We start from the raw sequence: 16,695 nt of genomic DNA on the forward strand, positions 1-16,695 counted from the left end.
CTGATCTCTGGCGGGGTTCCCCCGCCCTACAGCCGGAATCACCGTAGGGCGGGTGCAACCCGCCAACTGAGAACTGTGTCTACTGCTACTTCTTGCCACCCTTGGGCTTGCTGCCGAAGCTCGGCACCTTGCGCACTGCCTTGGCCTTGGGCTTGGCGTCCTCTTCCTCGAACCAGCGGCCGAGGTGGATGTTGCCCTTGCCGGCCGGTTTGGCGGCGCCGGGGATCAGCTTCTGCTTGGGCTTCTTCGGTTTCTTCAGCACCTGGCCGCCGACCGCCGTCTGCGGTACGCGGTGATCGGGGATGAAGTCCGGCTCATCGACACGCTTGAGCAGTTGCTGGGTCAGATTCTCGATAGCCGCCAGTTGATCCACCTCGTCGGCGCAGACCAGGGAGATCGCCTCCCCTGTGCTGCCAGCGCGGCCGGTGCGGCCGATACGGTGCACATAGTCCTCGGCATTGATCGGCAGATCGAGGTTGACCACCAACGGCAGGTCGTCGATATCCAGGCCGCGCGCGGCCACGTCGGTGGCCACCAGAATCTGCACCTCGCCAGCCTTGAAGCGCTCCAGCGCACGCAGGCGGCTCGGCTGTGGCTTGTCGCCGTGGATCGAATCGGCGGATACGCCCATCGCCAGCAGCTCCTGTTCGAGCTGATCGACGCCCTTGCGGGTCTTGGCGAACACCAGCACCTGGCCCCAGCGTTGTTCCTGCAGCAGGTGCAGGAACAGCTCGCTCTTGCGCTTCTTGTCCACCGGGATCAGCCACTGCTTGACGCTCTTGGCCGCCGCGTTACGCGGGCTGACTTCCACCGATAGCGGGTCGCGCAGCAGCTCACCGGCCATTTGCCGGATGACATCGGAGAAGGTGGCGGAGAACAGCAGGGTCTGGCGCTTTTTCGGCAGCGCGCTGAACAGCTCGTCCAACTCGCGGGCGAAACCCAGGTCGAGCATGCGGTCGGCTTCATCCAGCACCAGGGTCTGCAGTTGGGTGAACTTCACCGCGTTCTGCCGATACAGGTCGAGCAGTCGCCCCGGCGTGGCCACCAGCACATCGACGCCCTTGCGCAGCTTCATCATCTGCGGGTTGATGCTGACCCCGCCGTACACCGCATAGCTGCTCAGCGGCAGGTGCTGGCCATAGCTCAGAAAGCTTTGCAGCACCTGCTCGGCCAGCTCGCGGGTCGGCGTCAGCACCAGTGCACGCACGTTGTTGCTGGCGACCTGCGGGCCTTCCAGAGTCAGACGCTGCAACACTGGCAAGGCGAAACCGGCGGTCTTGCCGGTACCGGTCTGCGCGGCAGCCATCAGGTCGCGGCCTTTGAGCACAGCAGGAATGGCCTGGCTCTGCACCGGGGTCGGGGTCTGATAGTCGAGGTCAGCGAGGGTGCGCAGCAGCGGCTCGATCAAACCGAGGGAGGCGAAGGTCATGGGGTAACCGAATCGGAAAGGAAACAGACGCGCAGTTTACCTGTTCCACCACCCCATAGGAGCGGCTGGGCGGCACTCCGTTTCAGCCGCGAAACTCTGAAGGCAAACCACCAAACCGTAGGAGCGGCTTTAGCCGCGATAAAAGCTCGCGGCTAAAGCCGCTCCTACAGGTTCGAGGCAAACTCAGCTGGCAGCGGCCAGTAGCGCCCGCACCTTGGCAGCGGAGAGGTTCTGCAATTGGCAGAGAAAGGCATGATCGGCCTGATGCCGGCCATGACGCTCACGCAGTAGGCCGAACAGGTGCAACGTCAGATTCGCTGCCATCTCGGCGTCGGCCAGGGCGCGGTGAGCGCGACCGGTATCCGGCAGGCCGGCCCAGGCGTTGAGGTTGCCCAGCTTGTGACTGGGCGCCTCGGGCAACAAGCGGCGCGACAGCAGCAGCGAGCAGGCGAAGGGCTGCGCGCGACGACGACGCACGCGCGCCAGTTCGGCATCCCAGAACTTCTGGTCGAAGGAGGCGTTGTGCGCCAGCAGTGGCCGCTCACCGATGAAGTCGGCCACCTCATTCATCACCTGATCCGACGGCGGCGCCTTGCGCAGCATGGCGTTGCTGATGCCAGTGAGTTGCTCGATGAACGGCGGCACCCAGGCGCCGCTGTTCATCAGGCTCTGGTAGCGGTCGACGATGCGCCCATCTTCGATGATCGCCACGCCGATCTCGGTGGCGCGCGCCTGGCTCGGTGAAACGCCGGTGGTTTCGAAGTCGATGACGGCAATGGATTCCACGTAAAACCTCAGAACTTCAGTGATTGCGCAGCAACAGTTCACCCTCGATGGGCACGTACAAACTGGCGGCGCGAATCAGCGACTGCGCCGTCAGCCCCGGCGCGCCATAGGCAATGGCCTCGACGCCACGGCTGCGCACACGCTCGAGCAGCAAGTCGAAATCGCCATCGCCAGAGGCCAGAACGATTTCGTCGACGCGCTCGACGGCATCGAGCACGTCGATGGTGATGCCGACGTCCCAGTCGCCCTTGGCCGAGCCGTCGGCACGCTGGATATAAGGCTTGAGCTTCACGGTGAAGCCCAGCTTGCGCAGGATCTGCTGGAACTGCTGCTGCTTGGCGTCACCACGGTCGATGGCGTAGGCGTACGCTTCAACGATCACACCACGGCGACTGACCTCGGCCCACAGCACGCTGTAGTCGAAGTGGCAGCCATAGACCTGGCGCACCGTGTAATAGAGGTTCTGCACATCGGCGAATACGGCGATCTTCTTCACCGGGAGTCCTCGGGAGCGACGAAGGCGCCAGTATGCCAGAGCTGGGCATCCAGATGCGGCCAGGGGCTGGTCCGGGCGTAACGCAGCCCCTATCCTTGCTGCCATGACGCCTCTACAACAGCTGTGCCAGCTCAATTTCGACCTGCTCCAGCGCCTGGGTATCGCCCACCGCCTGGTCGAGCACGAGCCGGTGCTGGACTACCCCAGCGCCCACGCCGTGCGCCAGCGTTTCGGCCTGCGCGGCGTGGAGAGCAAGAGCCTGTTCCTGCGCATTGGTGCACAGCGCTACGCCATGCTGATCACCCTCGAAGGCGCCCGTGCCGACTGGGCCAAACTCAAGGCGCTGCTCGGCAGCCGTCCGCGCATCGCCAGCGACGAGGAACTGACCGAGCACACCGGCTGCGTACCGATGTGCGCCTGCCCATTCGGCCATGACGCCAGCATCACCCTGCTGATCGACCGCGCAGTGCTGGCCTGCGACTTTCTGCTTTATTCGCCCGGCCCGCCCGAGTTGACCCTGGAGGTGCCTGGCGACGAACTGCAGCGCCTGCTCGCCGCCCTGCCCAACACGCTGCTGGAGTACCCTTGACCCCATTCGACTGCCCTGGCGCATGGCCACAGCGCCCTCGCCCCGACACTTGGTAACCTGCCGATGAGCCCTCTTTCCATCCTTCGTGACGCCTGGTTCTTCTCCAGCCACAACCTGGCGGCGATTGCCCGCCTGACCCTGCCACTGTTGCTGCTCGAAGCCATCGCCCAGTTGATTCTCGCCGCCCAGCTCGGCGAGGGGGCCAACCCGGCCTATGGCGTATTGCTCGGTATTCTCTTCTACCCGTTGTATGCCGCTCCGCTGATTCTCTTCCTGAACGCGCGCAGCAACGGCCAGACGCCCGGCAACGCACAGCTGTTCGCGGCTGGCCTGCAACTGTGGCCGACCTTCGCCCTGATGACGGGGCTGAGCACCCTGGCGATCATGCTCGGCCTGTCGCTGTTCATCGTGCCGGGCATCTGGATCATGATGCGCCTGGCCTTCTCCGAGCTGATTCTGGTACTGCGCCAGGAGCCACCGCTGCGCGCGCTGCAGGCAAGCTTCACGCTGACCGAAGGACGCTTCTGGCCGGTATTCGCCTGCCTGGCCAACGTACTGGTACCACTGTGGCTGCTCGACTGGTGGACGCTGCCGAGCCAGAGCGACACCCTGCTGTGGGTGCTGCATCAGACCGGCAACGGCTTCTTGCAACTGTTCGCTATCGTCGTGCTGTTCCGCCTGTTCATGCTGTTCGACGTGCGACCGGCAGCGCCGGAAAACACCGACTAGGCTTGCAGCTTTGACTCGATAACGAGAGCACACCATGAGCGAAACCAACCCCAGCATCCTGTCCCACGTGTCCATCGGCACCAATGACTTCGACGCTGCCAGCGCCTTCTACGCCAAGGTGCTGGCCACCCTGGGTTGCCGGGAAATCATGCGTCACCCCGGCGCGGTGGCGTTCGGCCGCGAATACCCGGAGTTCTGGGTACAGACGCCGATCAATGGCCAGCCGGCGACCTTGGGTAATGGCAGCCACTTCGGCTTCGTCGCCCCGGACAAGGCCTCGGTGCACGCCTTTCACGAAGCGGCGCTGGCAGCCGGTGGCAAGGACGAAGGCCAGCCAGGGCCACGCCCGGACTATGGCGAGCCCTATTACGGTTGCTTCGTCAGGGACCTCGACGGCCACAAGATCGAGGCCGCCTTCTGGGACATGGAGCTGATGCTGGCCGGCGCAGCACAGCACGACCACGGTTGAGGCGTTGGGCGCCTACTGGTGCGCCACCACCGGCTGATAACGCAGCGCAGCATTGGCGATCCAGCCCTCGCGCTGCAAGGTATCGAGCGCAGCGGCCAATGCCGGCATGCGCTCCAGGCGTTTGCGCGAGAAGCCGATATAGAGTTCGGTACGCGCCTCGGGCTGGTAGGCAGCCTTGACGATGCGCCCGGCCAGCTTGGGTTCGAGCAGGGAATAATCGACCTGGCAGTCGGTACCGACCAGGGCATCGATGCGACCACGCACCAGCATCTCCAGAAGCTGCTGCTCGTTGCTGACGCCGACCTTGTCCAACGCCTTGTCGCTGTCGAACGGCTGGAAATACACCGACTCCAGCACATAGCCGATGCGCAGCCCGCGCAGCGACGCATAGTCGTTCAAACGCAGGGCCAGCGCCGGGCTGGCGTAGAACCGCGGCGAGCAGGCGTAGTACGGCGCATCCAGGTAGCGGATATAGCGCTCGCGCTCAGGCGTTTTGGCCAGGCCGGTCATCATGTCCGCTGTGCCCTGCTCCAACGCCGCCAGCCCACGCGCCCAGGGCGCCCGCTGCACATCGAAACGCATCCCGGTACGGCGCGACAGCTCGTTGAGCAGATCGATATCCAGGCCCTGCAACTGGCCATCTTCCTTGAGCATGCGAAACGGCGGCCACAGGTCGGTCATGACGCGCAGCGGCGCCACTTCATCGGCCCGGCACAGCGGCGCCAACAGCAGCAGTATCAATAGCCAGGCACGCATCAGGTTGGCCCTTGGCTTCGCGGTTTCAGGCCGGACAGACGCGGCAACAGCACGCGCTCGAACAGCCTGGGGAAGAAACGCGCCAGCACCCGCGCCCGCCAATCGACGTTCGACAACACCAGCAGTCGGCGACGCTTGAGCGCGCCCCGGTAGATGGCATCGGCCACATCCTGTGGCGAGGCAACCTTGCCCATCGCCAGTGGCGCCTGGGCGGCCACCGAGCCGTCGCCGACCAGGGCATTCTTGCGCAAATCGGTGGCGGTAAAGCCCGGACAGACCAACATAACGTTCACGCCCGAGCCCTTGAGCTCGTAGCGCAGGGTCTCGAACAGCCCATGCAGCGCGTGCTTGCTGGCGTTGTAGGCACTGCGATAGAGCAACGGCGCGATGCCCGACAGCGAGCTGAGCACGATGATCTGCCCACCTCGCGCGATCAGGCTGGGCAAGGCCGCCTGAGTGCAATGCAAGGCACCGAAATAATTGACCGCCATGACCCGCTGGAAGACCTCCAGGCCGGTCTCGGCGAAGGTGCTGCGATGGGTGATGCCGGCGTTGTTGACCAGCACGTCGATCCCGCCAAAACGCTCGACGGCCAGCGCCACCGCGCGCTGCACCGCCTCGGCGTCGGCGACGTCACAGAGCAGGCCGAGCGCCTCGGCATTGTGATGATCGGCCAGATGCTGCACCAGGCTGTCCAGCGCCGCCTGGTTGAGGTCGAGAATCACCAGGCGCGCCCCCGCCTGCGCCAGGCGCATGGCCAGCGCTCGGCCGATGCCGGCGCAGCCGCCGGTGATCAGCACCACCTTGCGGTCGAATACCTTGTTGGCAAATACCTTGCGATACATGCACGGCTCCCAGAAGCCCAGTGTTGGCGACACCGTCAGCCTTCATCCGCCATGATGGCCGACAGCGCGTTTTTTCGAACCTTTCGCATGGTACTGCAGCCCATGGCCGCTGTCCTTCGCAGTACACGCAAGGGCGAAACGGGCGGGTAACGACATTGCCGCGCACATGCCTGGGCCGATCCGGCGCACTCGGGTATCCTCGCCTCCTTCCAGCATAGTCGCCCGTTTCGTCATGTCTCTGCCCCGCCCGCTTCGCCTGCTCCTGCTCATCGCGCTGCCCTTGCTCGCCGTGCTGTTTGCGTTGGTCTATGCGCTGACCTGGCGCCCGCTGCCCCATGAAGAGGTGGTCGTATCGTGCAGCGGCCAGGCCGCACAACTGCAACCCGGCCAGGCGCTCAAGGTGATGACCTGGAACGTGCAGTACCTGGCCGGCAAGCGCTACGTGTTCTGGTACGACCTGCCCGGAGGCGATGGCCCGGACGAACGCCCGAGCAGCGAGGATCTGGCCCTGACGCTGGATGAAGTGGTGCGCGTGCTGCGGGACGAGCAACCGGACGTGGTACTCCTGCAGGAACTGCACGACAACGCCAAGGCCAGCGACTATCAGGACCAACTGGCTCTGCTGCAGGCGCGCCTGGGCGATCTCTACCCCTGCAGCACCCAAGCGTTCTACTGGAAGGCCGGCTTCGTCCCACACCCGCGCATCCTCGGCAGCGTCGGCATGAAGCTCGGCACCCTAAGTCGCTTCCAGATCGCCCGCGCCGAGCGCCTGCAACTGCCGATGCTGCAAAGCGACCTGCTGAGCCGCCAGTTCCAGCTCAAGCGCGCGCTGCTGGTCAGCTACCTGCCGATTCGCGGCGGTGACGAATTGGTCGCGATCAACACCCATTTCGATGCCTTCGCCCAAGGCGCAGACACCATGCAGCGCCAGGTGGAGATGACCAACGGCCTGCTCCAGCAACTGCAGAACAGCGACAAGACCTGGGTACTGGGCGGCGATCTCAACCTGCTGCCGCCCGGCCAGTTCCAGCACCTGCCGGAGGCTCAGCGCAGCTGGTACGCAGCTGACAGCGAACTGCAGGACATGGCGCGCCGCTACCCGATGATCCCCAGCCTGCAACAGGCCAGCGGCGCGGATCAGGCCAGGTGGTATACCCATTACCCCAACGACCCGGCCGCCAGCGGCCCGGACCGTACCCTCGACTACCTGTTCTATAGCCCGCGCCTGACGCCACTCGCCAGCAAGGTTCGTCAACGCGATACCCTGGCCATTTCCGACCATTTGCCGGTGATCGGTCGCTTTTTCCTACCGAGTCAGGAATAAACCGTGCAGAACTGGACAAGTCCACCGGGACTTGTCCATGCTCGTTGAGCACCACTCGATCACAACGAAAAGACGGCGAAGAGCCGCGATACCCGGATGCCAAGACGCTTCTGCCTGATAGTCATCACCCTGCTATGGCTGCACGCCGCTTATGCGGCCGAGGCCAAGCAACGCGTTCACGTGGGCTATTACGAATTTCCGCCCTACTCCTATACCGATGCGCAAGGCCAGCCCAGTGGCTCGGGCCTGGAGCTGACCGCGCGTCTGCTCGACGAAGCGGGATACCAGGCAGACTTTCGCTCCTACCCCGGTGCCCGCCTCTACAGCGGTCTGCTCGACGGCAGCATCCAGCTCTGGGCTGGCGCCTCAGGCAAGCCGGAGCTGGCCGGGCACACCCTGGAAGGCAAGCACCTGCTGGGTGAGATCACCCTTAACCTGTATTTTCGCCACGACACGCCCGCACCGCGCATTCCGCAAGATCTGCAGGATCGCGGGGTGATCCTGATCACCGGCTACAGCTACTGGCAGGACGTCAATCAGTGGCTGGAAGATCCGGCGCGCAACATCACCCGACACCGCACCTCCAACCACGCCTCGGCTCTGGAAATGCTCCAGCGCCGGCGCGGCGACTACTTGCTGGACTACCAGGCCCCCGTCGAACAGGCCAAGCGCACCCTGGGCATGGGCGAACTGCCCTTCGTCGAGGTGCAGCGCCTGCCGCTGCGGTTGATCTACTCACGCCATGCGCCCGGCGCCGAGTACCTGCGTGAGGAATTGGATCGCGCCTATCAGCGACTGGAGGATGCCGGCGAGGATCTGTGGCTGCATTGATCGCTCAGTCGCTACGCAACCTGGTCAGCGCACGCTCCAGACTGGCATGTGACAACTCGCCCAGATGGCTGCCAACCTGTCGCCCTTCTGCATCGTAGAAAAGTGTGGTGGGTAACGCCCGCGAGCCCACCAACTGACCCAGTTGCACCTGCTCGTCGAGCAGGAGGTTGTCCAGACTCAGTTGCTGCGCCAGGAGGAAATCGTTCACCAACGCAGCGCTCTCCCCCTGATTGACGAACAGGATGGTTATCCCGGCTTCGCGCTGCTGCGCCTGCATCAGCACCGGCATCTCACGCCGGCATGGTGGGCACCAGGTGGCCCAGAGATTGACCACCAGCGGCTGGCCCGCGTAATCGCGCAGGTTCACCGGATTACCCTGCATGTCCCGCACCTGCAAATCGGGCAGCCGCGTGCCCTGCTCAAACGCATGCAGCAGCAGGCTGCCGCCTAGCCACAGCGCCAGGCCGACGCTCATCGCGATACTCAGAGGGCGACGCAGCGCTGACTGGCGCCAGAGGTACCAGGCACCCAGCGCCAGCCCGGCGAGAACACCTGGCCACGCGATGAAACCACCATCGCGGATATCCACCACACGCCACGGCTCATCGCGGTAGAACTCGGCGTACACCAGAACGAAGGCCAGTCGCGCCACCACCAGCCCAAGCATCAGCATGCGAAACAGCTGCCCCTCCGGATTGCTCCCATGGCGGCGGCCGACCAACCAGCCAACCAGCGTGGCCAGCAGCAGGCTGGCAAACAGCAGCACATGAGATACACCGAGGGCCAGGGGCCCGATATCCAACGTCAGCATCGTCTTCTCACTTTCTCGGTTTGGCCCGCGCGGTGGGCTCGGCAATCAACGGGTCATCGGGCCAGTAGTGTTTGGGGTAACGGCCCTTCAGATCTTTCTTCACCTCCAGGTAGGTATTGGCCCAGAAGCTGGCCAGATCCTGGGTCACCTGCACCGGCCGCCGTGCCGGTGACAGCAGGTGCAGCTTGAGGCCCAGGCGGCCGCCGGCGATACGCGGCGTGGCAGCCAGGCCGAACAGCTCCTGCAGACGCACGGCGAGCACCGGCGGGCTCTCCGTGTAGTCGATGCTGATGCGCGAACCAGACGGCACGCTCAGCGCACGCGGCGCCAGCTCGTCGAGGCGTTGCGGCAACGGCCAGGGCAGCAGCGTCTGCAGGATCGATGGCAGATCGAGATTGGCGAAGTGGCTGAGACGGTTGACCTTGCTCAGGTAAGGCGTCAGCCATTGCTCGAGGCTGGCCAGCAGCGCGGCATCGGACAAGTCCGGCCATTCGCTCTGCCCTTGCTGCTGTATGTCCAGCTCGCGCAACAGCGCCAGCCGCGCCTGCCACTGGCGCAACTCGGGCGTCCAGGGCAGCAGCTCCAGGCCCTTGCGTCGCACCAGGCCGACCAATGCACGGCCACGCGCCTCCTGATCCAGTGCGGCCAGCGCCTGACGTTCCAGCACCAGTTCGCCGACCTTGCGCTGACGTTCGGCGCGCAATACGCCTTCGCGCTCGTCCCAGTCGAGCACCTCCAGCGTCGCGACCTGCTCGGCCAGCTCTCCCGCGAACAGTGCCGGATCGAGATCGGCGGCCAGGTAGATCCGTTCCTCACGCTGGCCCTGGCGACTGCCCAGGTCAGCGACCACCAGCCATTCGTGTTTCATCAGCGCATCGGTTTCACCGAATTGCGCGGCGCGGCCATTGGCCAGGCGATAGTCGGCGCCACCGGCGCGGCGCTGCTGGGCGATGCGATCCGGGTAGGCGAAAGCCAGCAGGCAGCCGAGCCAGCGCGGATGCTCGGGGTCGCTTACCGCCTGAGTCACCGGACGATTCTTGATCAGCCCGTGAAACTGTTTCGCCAGTTGCCGCGCGCGCTGCACACCACCCTGGGCACTGCGCACGGCGCGGCTTTCACCAGACAGCAGGGCCAGACGACTGTGCAGATCAGCGCCAGCACCTCGAAGGATGTCGCGCTCCGACAGCAGCGCCGCAAGTTCGCAGGCCAGTGCACCGAGACCCAGCGCCTGGCCACGCAGCAGCAGATGGGCAATACGCGGGTGGCAGGGCAGCTCGGCCATGGCCTGGCCATGGGCATTGAGCGCACCGCGCTCATCCAGCGCACCGAGGCGGCCTAGCAGATCCAGCGCCTGGGCGTAGGCGGCAGGCGGTGGCACGTCGAGCCAGCACAGCTCCTGCGGCGTCACGCCCCAGCGCAGCAGTTGCAGGGCCAGCCCGGACAGGTCGGCCTGAAGGATTTCCGCACCGGAATAGGCGCTGAGTTGTTCGTGCTGCGCTTGCGACCACAGCCGATAACAGGCGCCCGGCTGCAGGCGGCCAGCACGACCGGCGCGCTGGGTCGCGGAGGCGCGGGAAATACGCTGCGTGTCGAGACGGGTCATGCCACTGGCCGGATCGAAGCGCGGTACCCGCGACAGACCGGCGTCGACCACCACGCGCACGCCGTCGATGGTCAGGCTGGTCTCGGCAATATTGGTGGCCAACACCACCTTGCGCATGCCTGCAGGCGCCGGCTCGATGGCCGCGCGCTGGGCGGCCAGATCCAGTTCACCATGCAGCGGACAGAGCAGGATGTCGTCGCGACCAACCAATACCTCGCCCAGTTGCTCGGCCACACGGCGAATCTCGGCCTGCCCCGGCAGGAACACCAGCAGGCTGCCGGGCTCCTCCGCCAGCGCCTGCTGCACCGTCTGCAGCACGCGCGGTTCGATCCACTCGCCCGGCTGAAACGGCGCCCCCCAGCGCATATCCACCGGGAACATGCGCCCTTCGCTGCGCAGCACCGGCGCATCATCCAGCAATGCGGCCAAGCGCTCGCCCTCCAGCGTTGCGGACATCAGCAACACCTTGAGCGGCGCCTCACCACTGTCCACACCACGGAACATGGCGCGGCCGTTAAGCGTCAGCGCCAGGGCAAGGTCGGCGTCCAGGCTGCGCTCATGGAATTCGTCGAAGATCACCAGGCCGACGCCATCCAGCGCCGGATCATCCTGCAGGCGGCGGGCAAGGATGCCTTCGGTAACCACCTCGATACGCGTATTCGGCCCTACCTTGCTATCCAGGCGAATGCGATAGCCGACCGTCTCGCCCACCCGCTCGCCCAGCTCGCTGGCCAGGCGCTCTGCCGCAGCACGCGCTGCCAGGCGGCGCGGCTCGAGCATGAGGATGGTTTGCCCGGCCAGCCAGGGCGCGTCGAGCAATGCCAGCGGTACGCGGGTGGTCTTACCGGCGCCGGGCGGCGCCTCCAGTACGACTTCGTGGCGCTCGGCCAGGGCGTCGCGCAGGGCGGGTAACAGGACGTCGATTGGCAGGCTGTTCATCATTTCTCCACAACAAGCCGCCGATTATAGCGGCGAACCGCCAACCAACTTGCCGGTCTGAAACAGCGGGCTGCAGTTTTGCAATCATCGCCTTGCTATAGTTGCGCCACTTTATTTATGGAGGTGCCCATGCGCACGAAATCCCGCGTTATCGCCGGCGTTGTCGCCGCCACCCTGCTCGCTCAGCTAACCGCCTGCGGCTCGATCTTCTACCCGGATCGCCGCGGCCAGATCGAAGGCAAGATAGACCCGGTGATCGCCGGGGCCAATGCCATCGGCATCCTGTTCTATGTGATTCCGGGGCTGATCGCCTTCGCCGTGGATTTCGCCACCGGTGCCATCTATCTACCCGAAGGCCAGACCGTTCAGGTTGACCCGCAACAGCTCAAGCAACTGATCGGGGAAGACGGCAAGGTCGACCAGTACGCGCTCAAGACGCTGATCGAAACCAGCACCGGCCACCAGTTGCCACTCGACGACCCGCGTCTGATCCAGCACAGCGGCAGTGCCGAGCAACTGGTCGCCTACGGCCTGCGCCCGGCAGCCTGAGCCCATGCACAACCCGCAGCACGCCAGGCTGATGCGCCTGGCCACCCGCGCAGCGCTGGCAGTAGCGCTGACGCTGGTACTGGCCAAGGCGATTGCCTGGTGGTTGAGTGGTTCGGTCAGCCTGCTGGCCGGCCTTACCGATTCGCTGCTCGATAGCGCCGCCTCACTGATCAACCTGATCGCCGTGCACTTCGCCCTGCGCCCGGCCGACGAGGATCACCGCTACGGCCACGGCAAGGCCGAAGCCCTGGCGGGGTTGGGCCAGGCGCTGTTCATCGGTGTCAGTGCCGTGCTCATCGGCCTGCAGGGCATCGAGCGCCTGCAATCACCGCAACCGCTGGAGGCCGAAGGTATCGGCATCGCCGTCATGCTGCTGTCGCTGGCATTGACCGTGGCCCTGCTGACCTTTCAACGCAAGGTGGTACGCGAAACCGGTTCCACTGCAATTCACGCCGACTCGCTGCACTACCGTTCCGACATCCTGCTCAACAGCAGCATTCTGCTCGCCCTGTTGCTGACCCGCTTCGGCTGGCTGCAGATGGATGCGATCTTCGCCATCGGCATCGCCTTCTACATCTTCTGGAGCGCCATCAGCATTGTGCGCGGCGCAGTGGCCGTGCTGATGGACGAGGAGTTGCCCAGCGAAACCTCTCAGCACATGTACGCGCTGGCCAATGCCGTACCTGGCGTGCTGGGCTCGCATGACCTGCGCACACGCATTTCCGGTACGCGCTGGTTCGTCCAACTGCACCTGGAGTTGCCTGGCGAGATGAGCCTGTCCGACGCGCATGCGCACTGCGAGGCCGTGGAAAAGGCGATCCACGCGCATTACCCACGCGCCGAAGTGCTGGTGCACGCCGACCCGCAGGAAGTGGTCCAGCACTGAGCACAACGCCCTCCCCCAGCCTCCCGGCACCTTCAAACAGCAGAAATTCCAGGCAATAAAAAGGGGCCTTGCGGCCCCTTCGGGAAATCTGTCCGGTACTGGCGATGCTGTCGCCGCTTTCGTCGCCCGCCTGGTTGGGCAGTGCGGACCCGGGTGCCGGTGCGATCCGGTAGGACCGTCGGCGCCGGCTCACCTGGTTGGGCGAGGCCGGTAGGACTTATCGTCCGGGCCATGAAACTGAGAGAAAGCTTACGCCGCCCACGCCGAAATAAGATTGCTAATATTGCTTACAATTTTACCAATTGCGCAATTTACAGCTAAAGGAGCACTATCTTACGCAATCAAATAATGAGCCAGTTGGAAAATGGACAAACTCGACCGTTACGACCTGAACATTCTCGCCGAATTGCAGCGCAACGCTGCCCTGTCCAACCAGGAGCTGGCCGAACGCATCGGCCTCTCGCCGTCGCCCTGCTCGCGTCGCGTCAAGCAACTGGAAGACGACGGCTACATCACCGGCCAGGTTGCCCTGCTCGACCGCAAGAAGCTCGGCCTGAGCCTGACCGCCTACGTGCTGATCGGCATGGACCGACACACACCCGAGCGCTTCGAACACTTTCAGGATGAAATCCGCAAATGCCCGGAAGTGCTGGAATGCTGCCTGGTGACCGGGATGGATGCCGACTACCAGCTCAAGGTGGTAGTGCCGGATATGGATCATTACCAGAAGCTGCTGCTCGGCACCCTGACCCGTATCGACGGCGTTTCCAGCGTGCGTTCGAGCTTCGTGCTGCAGCAGATTCTGTCCAGCACGCAGTTGCCGTTACAGCACCTGCGCGACTGAAAGTCGCAGGGTGAAGCGGATCATGCCGCGCCCTGGGTCAGGGCGCGTATAATTTGCGCCCTGCGTTTTCCGTCCGAATCACGAGGCACCATGGAAACCGAACAATTTGAAGCCCTGATGATGTACGTCCTGGTGGGCGGCCTGATGCTGTTCATGTTCTTCATCATCTGGGACCTCGCGAAGAAGTCCAAGGCAGGTCGCCTCGGCACCGCCATCCTGTTCCTCGGCCTGGGCCTGTGCCTGTTCGCCTTCCTCGCCAAGCCGATCATCACCTACATCATCGAGACCGCGCGCGGTATTCACGGCTGATCCAGCCAGCCGACGCGACACCTCTGATCGATACCAGGCCGCCGCAAACGCGGCCTGCAGCCCACTCAAGGAGTGACACATGAGCGCCGCCAATCTGGTGATGCAGAGCTATGGACGCTGCTGCGCCAGCCCGGATTTCTTCGACAGTTTCTACCGCCACTTCCTCGCCAGCTCGCCGCTGATCCGCGAGAAGTTCGTCGACACCGACATGAGCGCGCAGAAACAGCTGCTGCGCCAGGGCATTCTCAACCTGGTGATGCACGCCCGCGGCATGCCCGACACCAAGCTGCGCGCCCTCGGCGAATCGCACTCGCGCCAGCATCTGGACATTCGCCCAGAACTCTACGACCTGTGGCTCGATGCGCTGCTGACGACCATCGGCGAACACGACAAGGAGTGCGACGCAGAGGTGCGTCAGGCCTGGCGTGAAGTGCTGAACAAAGGTATCGCCGTGATCAAGGCCGGTTATTGATTCAGGTCAGGGTTGCTGGGCCGGCCTCTGCGACAAAACGTCCGTTGCGCGGTGCGCCTTACTGATCATCGCAACCGCCTCCGTTCTCCCCCTATACCCGCCCAGCGGCGACACGGGAACAATCGGCGTGACCCTGGTGCGCGCGGCGCACCCTACAGGGACACCGCCGGCCGCAGGGTGCGCCGTGCGCACCAACTTCGCCGGCAATAATGACGCGCCTCTACGGCAATAACGCCGGCACCTCACGCCACTGCCCAGGCTGCAACCCATCCAACCGCCACGGCCCGATGGCCACGCGCACCAGGCGCAGAGTTGGCAAGCCGACGGCGGCGGTCATGCGCCGTACCTGGCGGTTGCGCCCCTCGCGAATCACCAGCTCCAACCAGGCCGTCGGCACGCTCTTGCGAAAGCGCACCGGAGGGGTGCGCTCCCACAGCTCGGGCTCAGCCAACAAACGCGCCTCGGCCGGCAGGGTCGGGCCGTCATTGAGCGTCACGCCCTCACGCAACTGCTGCAATTGCGCCTCGCTCGGCTCACCCTCCACCTGCACCCAGTAGGTCTTCGGCAACTTGTGCTTGGGGTCGGCGATACGCGCCTGCAGGCTGCCATCGTTGGTCAGCAACAACAGACCTTCGCTGTCGCGATCCAGACGCCCGGCCGGGTACACGCCAGGCACCTCGACGAAATCCTTGAGTGTGGCGCGGCCCTGCTCGTCGTTGAACTGCGTGAGCACGTCGAACGGCTTGTTAAGGATCAGCAGGCGCGGCTGCGCAGGCGGTGCCTTGGCCACGCGACGGGGAGCGGCAGGACGACGACTGGCGGGGGGACGAGGGCGCGACATGCAACGATCTTCGGTCAGACAGGGCTGCGCAGTGTAACCCACGATAAGCAGCGCTGATGGTGCTTCCACGCCCCGCCAGAGCGACTAAGCTGCTGGTTCACACCCTGCGATCAGGAGCCACCGATGAGCAACAACGCCGAACTCGCCACCTTCACCGGCTGGGCCGCCACGACGCCCAAGGCGCCATTGGAACGCCTGAGCTACGACCCCGGCCCACTCGGTGCCGAAGAGGTGGAAGTGGCGGTGGAATACTGCGGCATCTGCCATTCCGACCAGTCGATGATCGACAACGAATGGGGCAATGCGCGCTATCCCTTCATCCCCGGCCATGAAGTGGTCGGCACCATCGTCCGCCTCGGCGAACAAGCACGCGGCCTCAAGCTCGGCCAGCGGGTCGGCATCGGCTGGTACAAGGGCAGTTGCATGCATTGCGGCTCGTGCATGGAGGGTTCGCACCAGCTGTGCCGCTCGGTGAAGCCGACCATCGTCGGCAGCCATGGCGGTTTCGCCGACCGCCTGCGCTCGCACTGGGCCTGGGCCGTGCCGCTGCCCGAGGGGCTCGACCCGGCACTGGTCGGCCCGCTGTTCTGCGCCGGCTCCACGGTGTTCAGCCCGCTGCTGGAGTTCGACATCAAGCCCACCGACCGCGTTGGCGTGGTCGGTATCGGCGGCCTCGGCCACCTGGCGCTGCGTTTCCTCAACGCCTGGGGCTGTGAGGTGACGGCCTTCACCTCGTCACTGAACAAGCAGGACGAAGCCAAACGCCTGGGTGCGCACAAGGTGGTGGCCTCCACCGACAGCACGGCGATGAAGGCGATTGCTGGCAGCCTGGATTTTCTCCTGGTCACCGCCAGCGCCGACCTCGACTGGGCTGCCCTGATCGGCACCCTGCGCGGCAAGGGTCGCCTGCACTTCGTCGGCATCGTGCCCAGCGCCATCCCGGTGCACGTATTCAACCTGATCCCACAGCAGAAGAGCCTGTCCGGCTCGCCAGTGGGCTCGCCGTCGAGCATGGCGACCATGCTCGAATTCTGTGCCCGCCACCAGATTTTGCCGCAGGTCGAGCAATTCCCCATGAGTCAGGTGAACGCGGCCATCGACCACCTGCGCAGTGGCAAGGCGCGCTACCGCGTGGTGCTGGATGCCAGCAAATGACAGCACGGGCGCAGAGCTGGCATGCTCTGCGC

General features: G+C 64.8%; 19 protein-coding genes. 11 read left to right on the top strand and 8 right to left on the bottom strand.

Annotated features, from left to right (window positions below; all coding sequences use genetic code 11):
- Positions 1-85 precede the first annotated feature (85 nt).
- The 3 genes from BM059_RS24170 to BM059_RS24180 all read right to left on the bottom strand — a co-directional run bounded on the left by BM059_RS24170 (position 86) and on the right by BM059_RS24180 (position 2,711).
- Positions 86-1,429 carry an RNA helicase RhlE1 gene (locus BM059_RS24170; RefSeq protein WP_074941643.1) on the bottom strand — a complete coding sequence of 448 codons (1,344 nt, stop codon included), beginning with the start codon at positions 1,427-1,429 and terminating at the stop codon, positions 86-88.
- 183 nt (positions 1,430-1,612) lie between these two features.
- The gene (locus BM059_RS24175; RefSeq protein WP_074679247.1) at positions 1,613-2,215 is read right to left on the bottom strand and encodes a 3'-5' exonuclease; all 603 of its coding nucleotides are present in this window, start codon (positions 2,213-2,215) and stop codon (positions 1,613-1,615) included.
- Positions 2,216-2,231: 16 nt separating this feature from the next.
- Complete coding sequence (locus BM059_RS24180) at positions 2,232-2,711, bottom strand: LabA-like NYN domain-containing protein (RefSeq protein ID WP_036998189.1); 480 nt, start codon at positions 2,709-2,711, stop codon at positions 2,232-2,234.
- 103 nt (positions 2,712-2,814) lie between these two features.
- On the opposite strand from BM059_RS24180, the gene BM059_RS24185 reads away from it, so the two are divergent.
- The 3 genes from BM059_RS24185 (at position 2,815) to BM059_RS24195 (ending at position 4,498) form a co-directional block, all read left to right on the top strand.
- Positions 2,815-3,300, top strand: a complete 486-nt coding sequence (locus BM059_RS24185; protein ID WP_074941644.1) for a YbaK/EbsC family protein — start codon at positions 2,815-2,817, stop codon at positions 3,298-3,300.
- A 63-nt stretch (positions 3,301-3,363) separates the two neighbouring features.
- Entirely contained in the window at positions 3,364-4,029 is a 666-nt protein-coding gene (locus tag BM059_RS24190; protein ID WP_036998191.1) for a YciC family protein, read from the top strand.
- A 34-nt stretch (positions 4,030-4,063) separates the two neighbouring features.
- The gene (locus BM059_RS24195) at positions 4,064-4,498 is read left to right on the top strand and encodes a VOC family protein (RefSeq protein WP_074941645.1); all 435 of its coding nucleotides are present in this window, start codon (positions 4,064-4,066) and stop codon (positions 4,496-4,498) included.
- 12 nt (positions 4,499-4,510) lie between these two features.
- Here the strand turns inward: BM059_RS24195 and BM059_RS24200 are convergent, their stop codons facing one another.
- Both BM059_RS24200 and BM059_RS24205 read right to left on the bottom strand, forming a co-directional pair.
- Positions 4,511-5,254: a substrate-binding periplasmic protein gene (locus BM059_RS24200; RefSeq protein WP_074941646.1), complete on the bottom strand. Its 744-nt coding sequence runs from the start codon at positions 5,252-5,254 to the stop codon at positions 4,511-4,513.
- Positions 5,254-6,099, bottom strand: coding sequence for an SDR family oxidoreductase (locus BM059_RS24205; RefSeq protein ID WP_074941647.1), 846 nt, complete (start codon positions 6,097-6,099; stop codon positions 5,254-5,256). The genes BM059_RS24200 and BM059_RS24205 overlap by 1 nt, the downstream gene beginning before the upstream one ends.
- Before the next feature lie 232 nt (positions 6,100-6,331).
- On the opposite strand from BM059_RS24205, the gene BM059_RS24210 reads away from it, so the two are divergent.
- Positions 6,332-7,423 (top strand): endonuclease/exonuclease/phosphatase family protein, encoded by a 1,092-nt coding sequence (locus BM059_RS24210; protein WP_074941648.1) that lies wholly within the window; start codon positions 6,332-6,334, stop codon positions 7,421-7,423.
- Positions 7,424-7,519: 96 nt separating this feature from the next.
- Complete coding sequence (locus tag BM059_RS24215; RefSeq protein ID WP_074941649.1) at positions 7,520-8,254, top strand: substrate-binding periplasmic protein; 735 nt, start codon at positions 7,520-7,522, stop codon at positions 8,252-8,254.
- Between the two features lie 4 nt (positions 8,255-8,258).
- Here the strand turns inward: BM059_RS24215 and BM059_RS24220 are convergent, their stop codons facing one another.
- Together BM059_RS24220 and hrpB are read right to left on the bottom strand one after the other, a co-directional pair.
- On the bottom strand, positions 8,259-9,065 hold the full coding sequence (locus tag BM059_RS24220; RefSeq protein WP_074941650.1) for a TlpA disulfide reductase family protein: 807 nt from the start codon (positions 9,063-9,065) through the stop codon (positions 8,259-8,261).
- Between the two features lie 7 nt (positions 9,066-9,072).
- Positions 9,073-11,607 carry an ATP-dependent helicase HrpB gene (gene hrpB / locus BM059_RS24225; RefSeq protein WP_074941651.1) on the bottom strand — a complete coding sequence of 845 codons (2,535 nt, stop codon included), beginning with the start codon at positions 11,605-11,607 and terminating at the stop codon, positions 9,073-9,075.
- 129 nt (positions 11,608-11,736) lie between these two features.
- On the opposite strand from hrpB, the gene BM059_RS24230 reads away from it, so the two are divergent.
- The 5 genes from BM059_RS24230 (at position 11,737) to BM059_RS24250 (ending at position 14,667) form a co-directional block, all read left to right on the top strand.
- Positions 11,737-12,156 (top strand): polyribonucleotide nucleotidyltransferase, encoded by a 420-nt coding sequence (locus tag BM059_RS24230; RefSeq protein ID WP_074941652.1) that lies wholly within the window; start codon positions 11,737-11,739, stop codon positions 12,154-12,156.
- 4 nt (positions 12,157-12,160) lie between these two features.
- Positions 12,161-13,042, top strand: coding sequence for a cation diffusion facilitator family transporter (locus BM059_RS24235; protein WP_036998200.1), 882 nt, complete (start codon positions 12,161-12,163; stop codon positions 13,040-13,042).
- 364 nt (positions 13,043-13,406) lie between these two features.
- On the top strand, positions 13,407-13,886 hold the full coding sequence (locus tag BM059_RS24240; RefSeq protein WP_004424680.1) for an Lrp/AsnC family transcriptional regulator: 480 nt from the start codon (positions 13,407-13,409) through the stop codon (positions 13,884-13,886).
- Between the two features lie 90 nt (positions 13,887-13,976).
- On the top strand, positions 13,977-14,195 hold the full coding sequence (locus BM059_RS24245) for a DUF2788 domain-containing protein (protein ID WP_003240295.1): 219 nt from the start codon (positions 13,977-13,979) through the stop codon (positions 14,193-14,195).
- Positions 14,196-14,274: 79 nt separating this feature from the next.
- The gene (locus BM059_RS24250; protein WP_074941653.1) at positions 14,275-14,667 is read left to right on the top strand and encodes a globin; all 393 of its coding nucleotides are present in this window, start codon (positions 14,275-14,277) and stop codon (positions 14,665-14,667) included.
- 220 nt (positions 14,668-14,887) lie between these two features.
- Here BM059_RS24250 and BM059_RS24255 read toward each other — a convergent pair whose 3' ends face one another.
- Complete coding sequence (locus BM059_RS24255) at positions 14,888-15,508, bottom strand: pseudouridine synthase (RefSeq protein WP_074941654.1); 621 nt, start codon at positions 15,506-15,508, stop codon at positions 14,888-14,890.
- Positions 15,509-15,631: 123 nt separating this feature from the next.
- Between BM059_RS24255 and ahr the strand changes: the two genes are divergently transcribed.
- The gene (ahr, locus tag BM059_RS24260) at positions 15,632-16,663 is read left to right on the top strand and encodes an NADPH-dependent aldehyde reductase Ahr (protein ID WP_036998203.1); all 1,032 of its coding nucleotides are present in this window, start codon (positions 15,632-15,634) and stop codon (positions 16,661-16,663) included.
- The last annotated feature ends 32 nt before the right edge of the window (positions 16,664-16,695 follow it).

Source organism: Ectopseudomonas composti (assembly GCF_900115475.1).
Classification (GTDB): Bacteria; Pseudomonadota; Gammaproteobacteria; order Pseudomonadales; family Pseudomonadaceae; genus Aquipseudomonas; species Aquipseudomonas composti.

Excerpts from the sequence above, each read along its gene's own strand:
- BM059_RS24220 (WP_074941650.1), bottom strand. The coding sequence starts at position 9,065 with ATGCTGACGTTGGATATCGGGCCCCTGGCCCTCGGTGTATCTCATGTG.
- ahr (WP_036998203.1), top strand. The coding sequence starts at position 15,632 with ATGAGCAACAACGCCGAACTCGCCACCTTCACCGGCTGGGCCGCCACG.
- BM059_RS24195 (WP_074941645.1), top strand. The coding sequence starts at position 4,064 with ATGAGCGAAACCAACCCCAGCATCCTGTCCCACGTGTCCATCGGCACC.
- BM059_RS24210 (WP_074941648.1), top strand. The coding sequence starts at position 6,332 with ATGTCTCTGCCCCGCCCGCTTCGCCTGCTCCTGCTCATCGCGCTGCCC.
- BM059_RS24190 (WP_036998191.1), top strand. The coding sequence starts at position 3,364 with ATGAGCCCTCTTTCCATCCTTCGTGACGCCTGGTTCTTCTCCAGCCAC.
- BM059_RS24170 (WP_074941643.1), bottom strand. The coding sequence starts at position 1,429 with ATGACCTTCGCCTCCCTCGGTTTGATCGAGCCGCTGCTGCGCACCCTC.
- BM059_RS24185 (WP_074941644.1), top strand. The coding sequence starts at position 2,815 with ATGACGCCTCTACAACAGCTGTGCCAGCTCAATTTCGACCTGCTCCAG.
- BM059_RS24255 (WP_074941654.1), bottom strand. The coding sequence starts at position 15,508 with ATGTCGCGCCCTCGTCCCCCCGCCAGTCGTCGTCCTGCCGCTCCCCGT.
- BM059_RS24215 (WP_074941649.1), top strand. The coding sequence starts at position 7,520 with ATGCCAAGACGCTTCTGCCTGATAGTCATCACCCTGCTATGGCTGCAC.
- BM059_RS24250 (WP_074941653.1), top strand. The coding sequence starts at position 14,275 with ATGAGCGCCGCCAATCTGGTGATGCAGAGCTATGGACGCTGCTGCGCC.
- BM059_RS24200 (WP_074941646.1), bottom strand. The coding sequence starts at position 5,254 with ATGCGTGCCTGGCTATTGATACTGCTGCTGTTGGCGCCGCTGTGCCGG.
- BM059_RS24235 (WP_036998200.1), top strand. The coding sequence starts at position 12,161 with ATGCACAACCCGCAGCACGCCAGGCTGATGCGCCTGGCCACCCGCGCA.
- BM059_RS24230 (WP_074941652.1), top strand. The coding sequence starts at position 11,737 with ATGCGCACGAAATCCCGCGTTATCGCCGGCGTTGTCGCCGCCACCCTG.
- BM059_RS24240 (WP_004424680.1), top strand. The coding sequence starts at position 13,407 with ATGGACAAACTCGACCGTTACGACCTGAACATTCTCGCCGAATTGCAG.
- hrpB (WP_074941651.1), bottom strand. The coding sequence starts at position 11,607 with ATGAACAGCCTGCCAATCGACGTCCTGTTACCCGCCCTGCGCGACGCC.
- BM059_RS24205 (WP_074941647.1), bottom strand. The coding sequence starts at position 6,099 with ATGTATCGCAAGGTATTTGCCAACAAGGTATTCGACCGCAAGGTGGTG.
- BM059_RS24245 (WP_003240295.1), top strand. The coding sequence starts at position 13,977 with ATGGAAACCGAACAATTTGAAGCCCTGATGATGTACGTCCTGGTGGGC.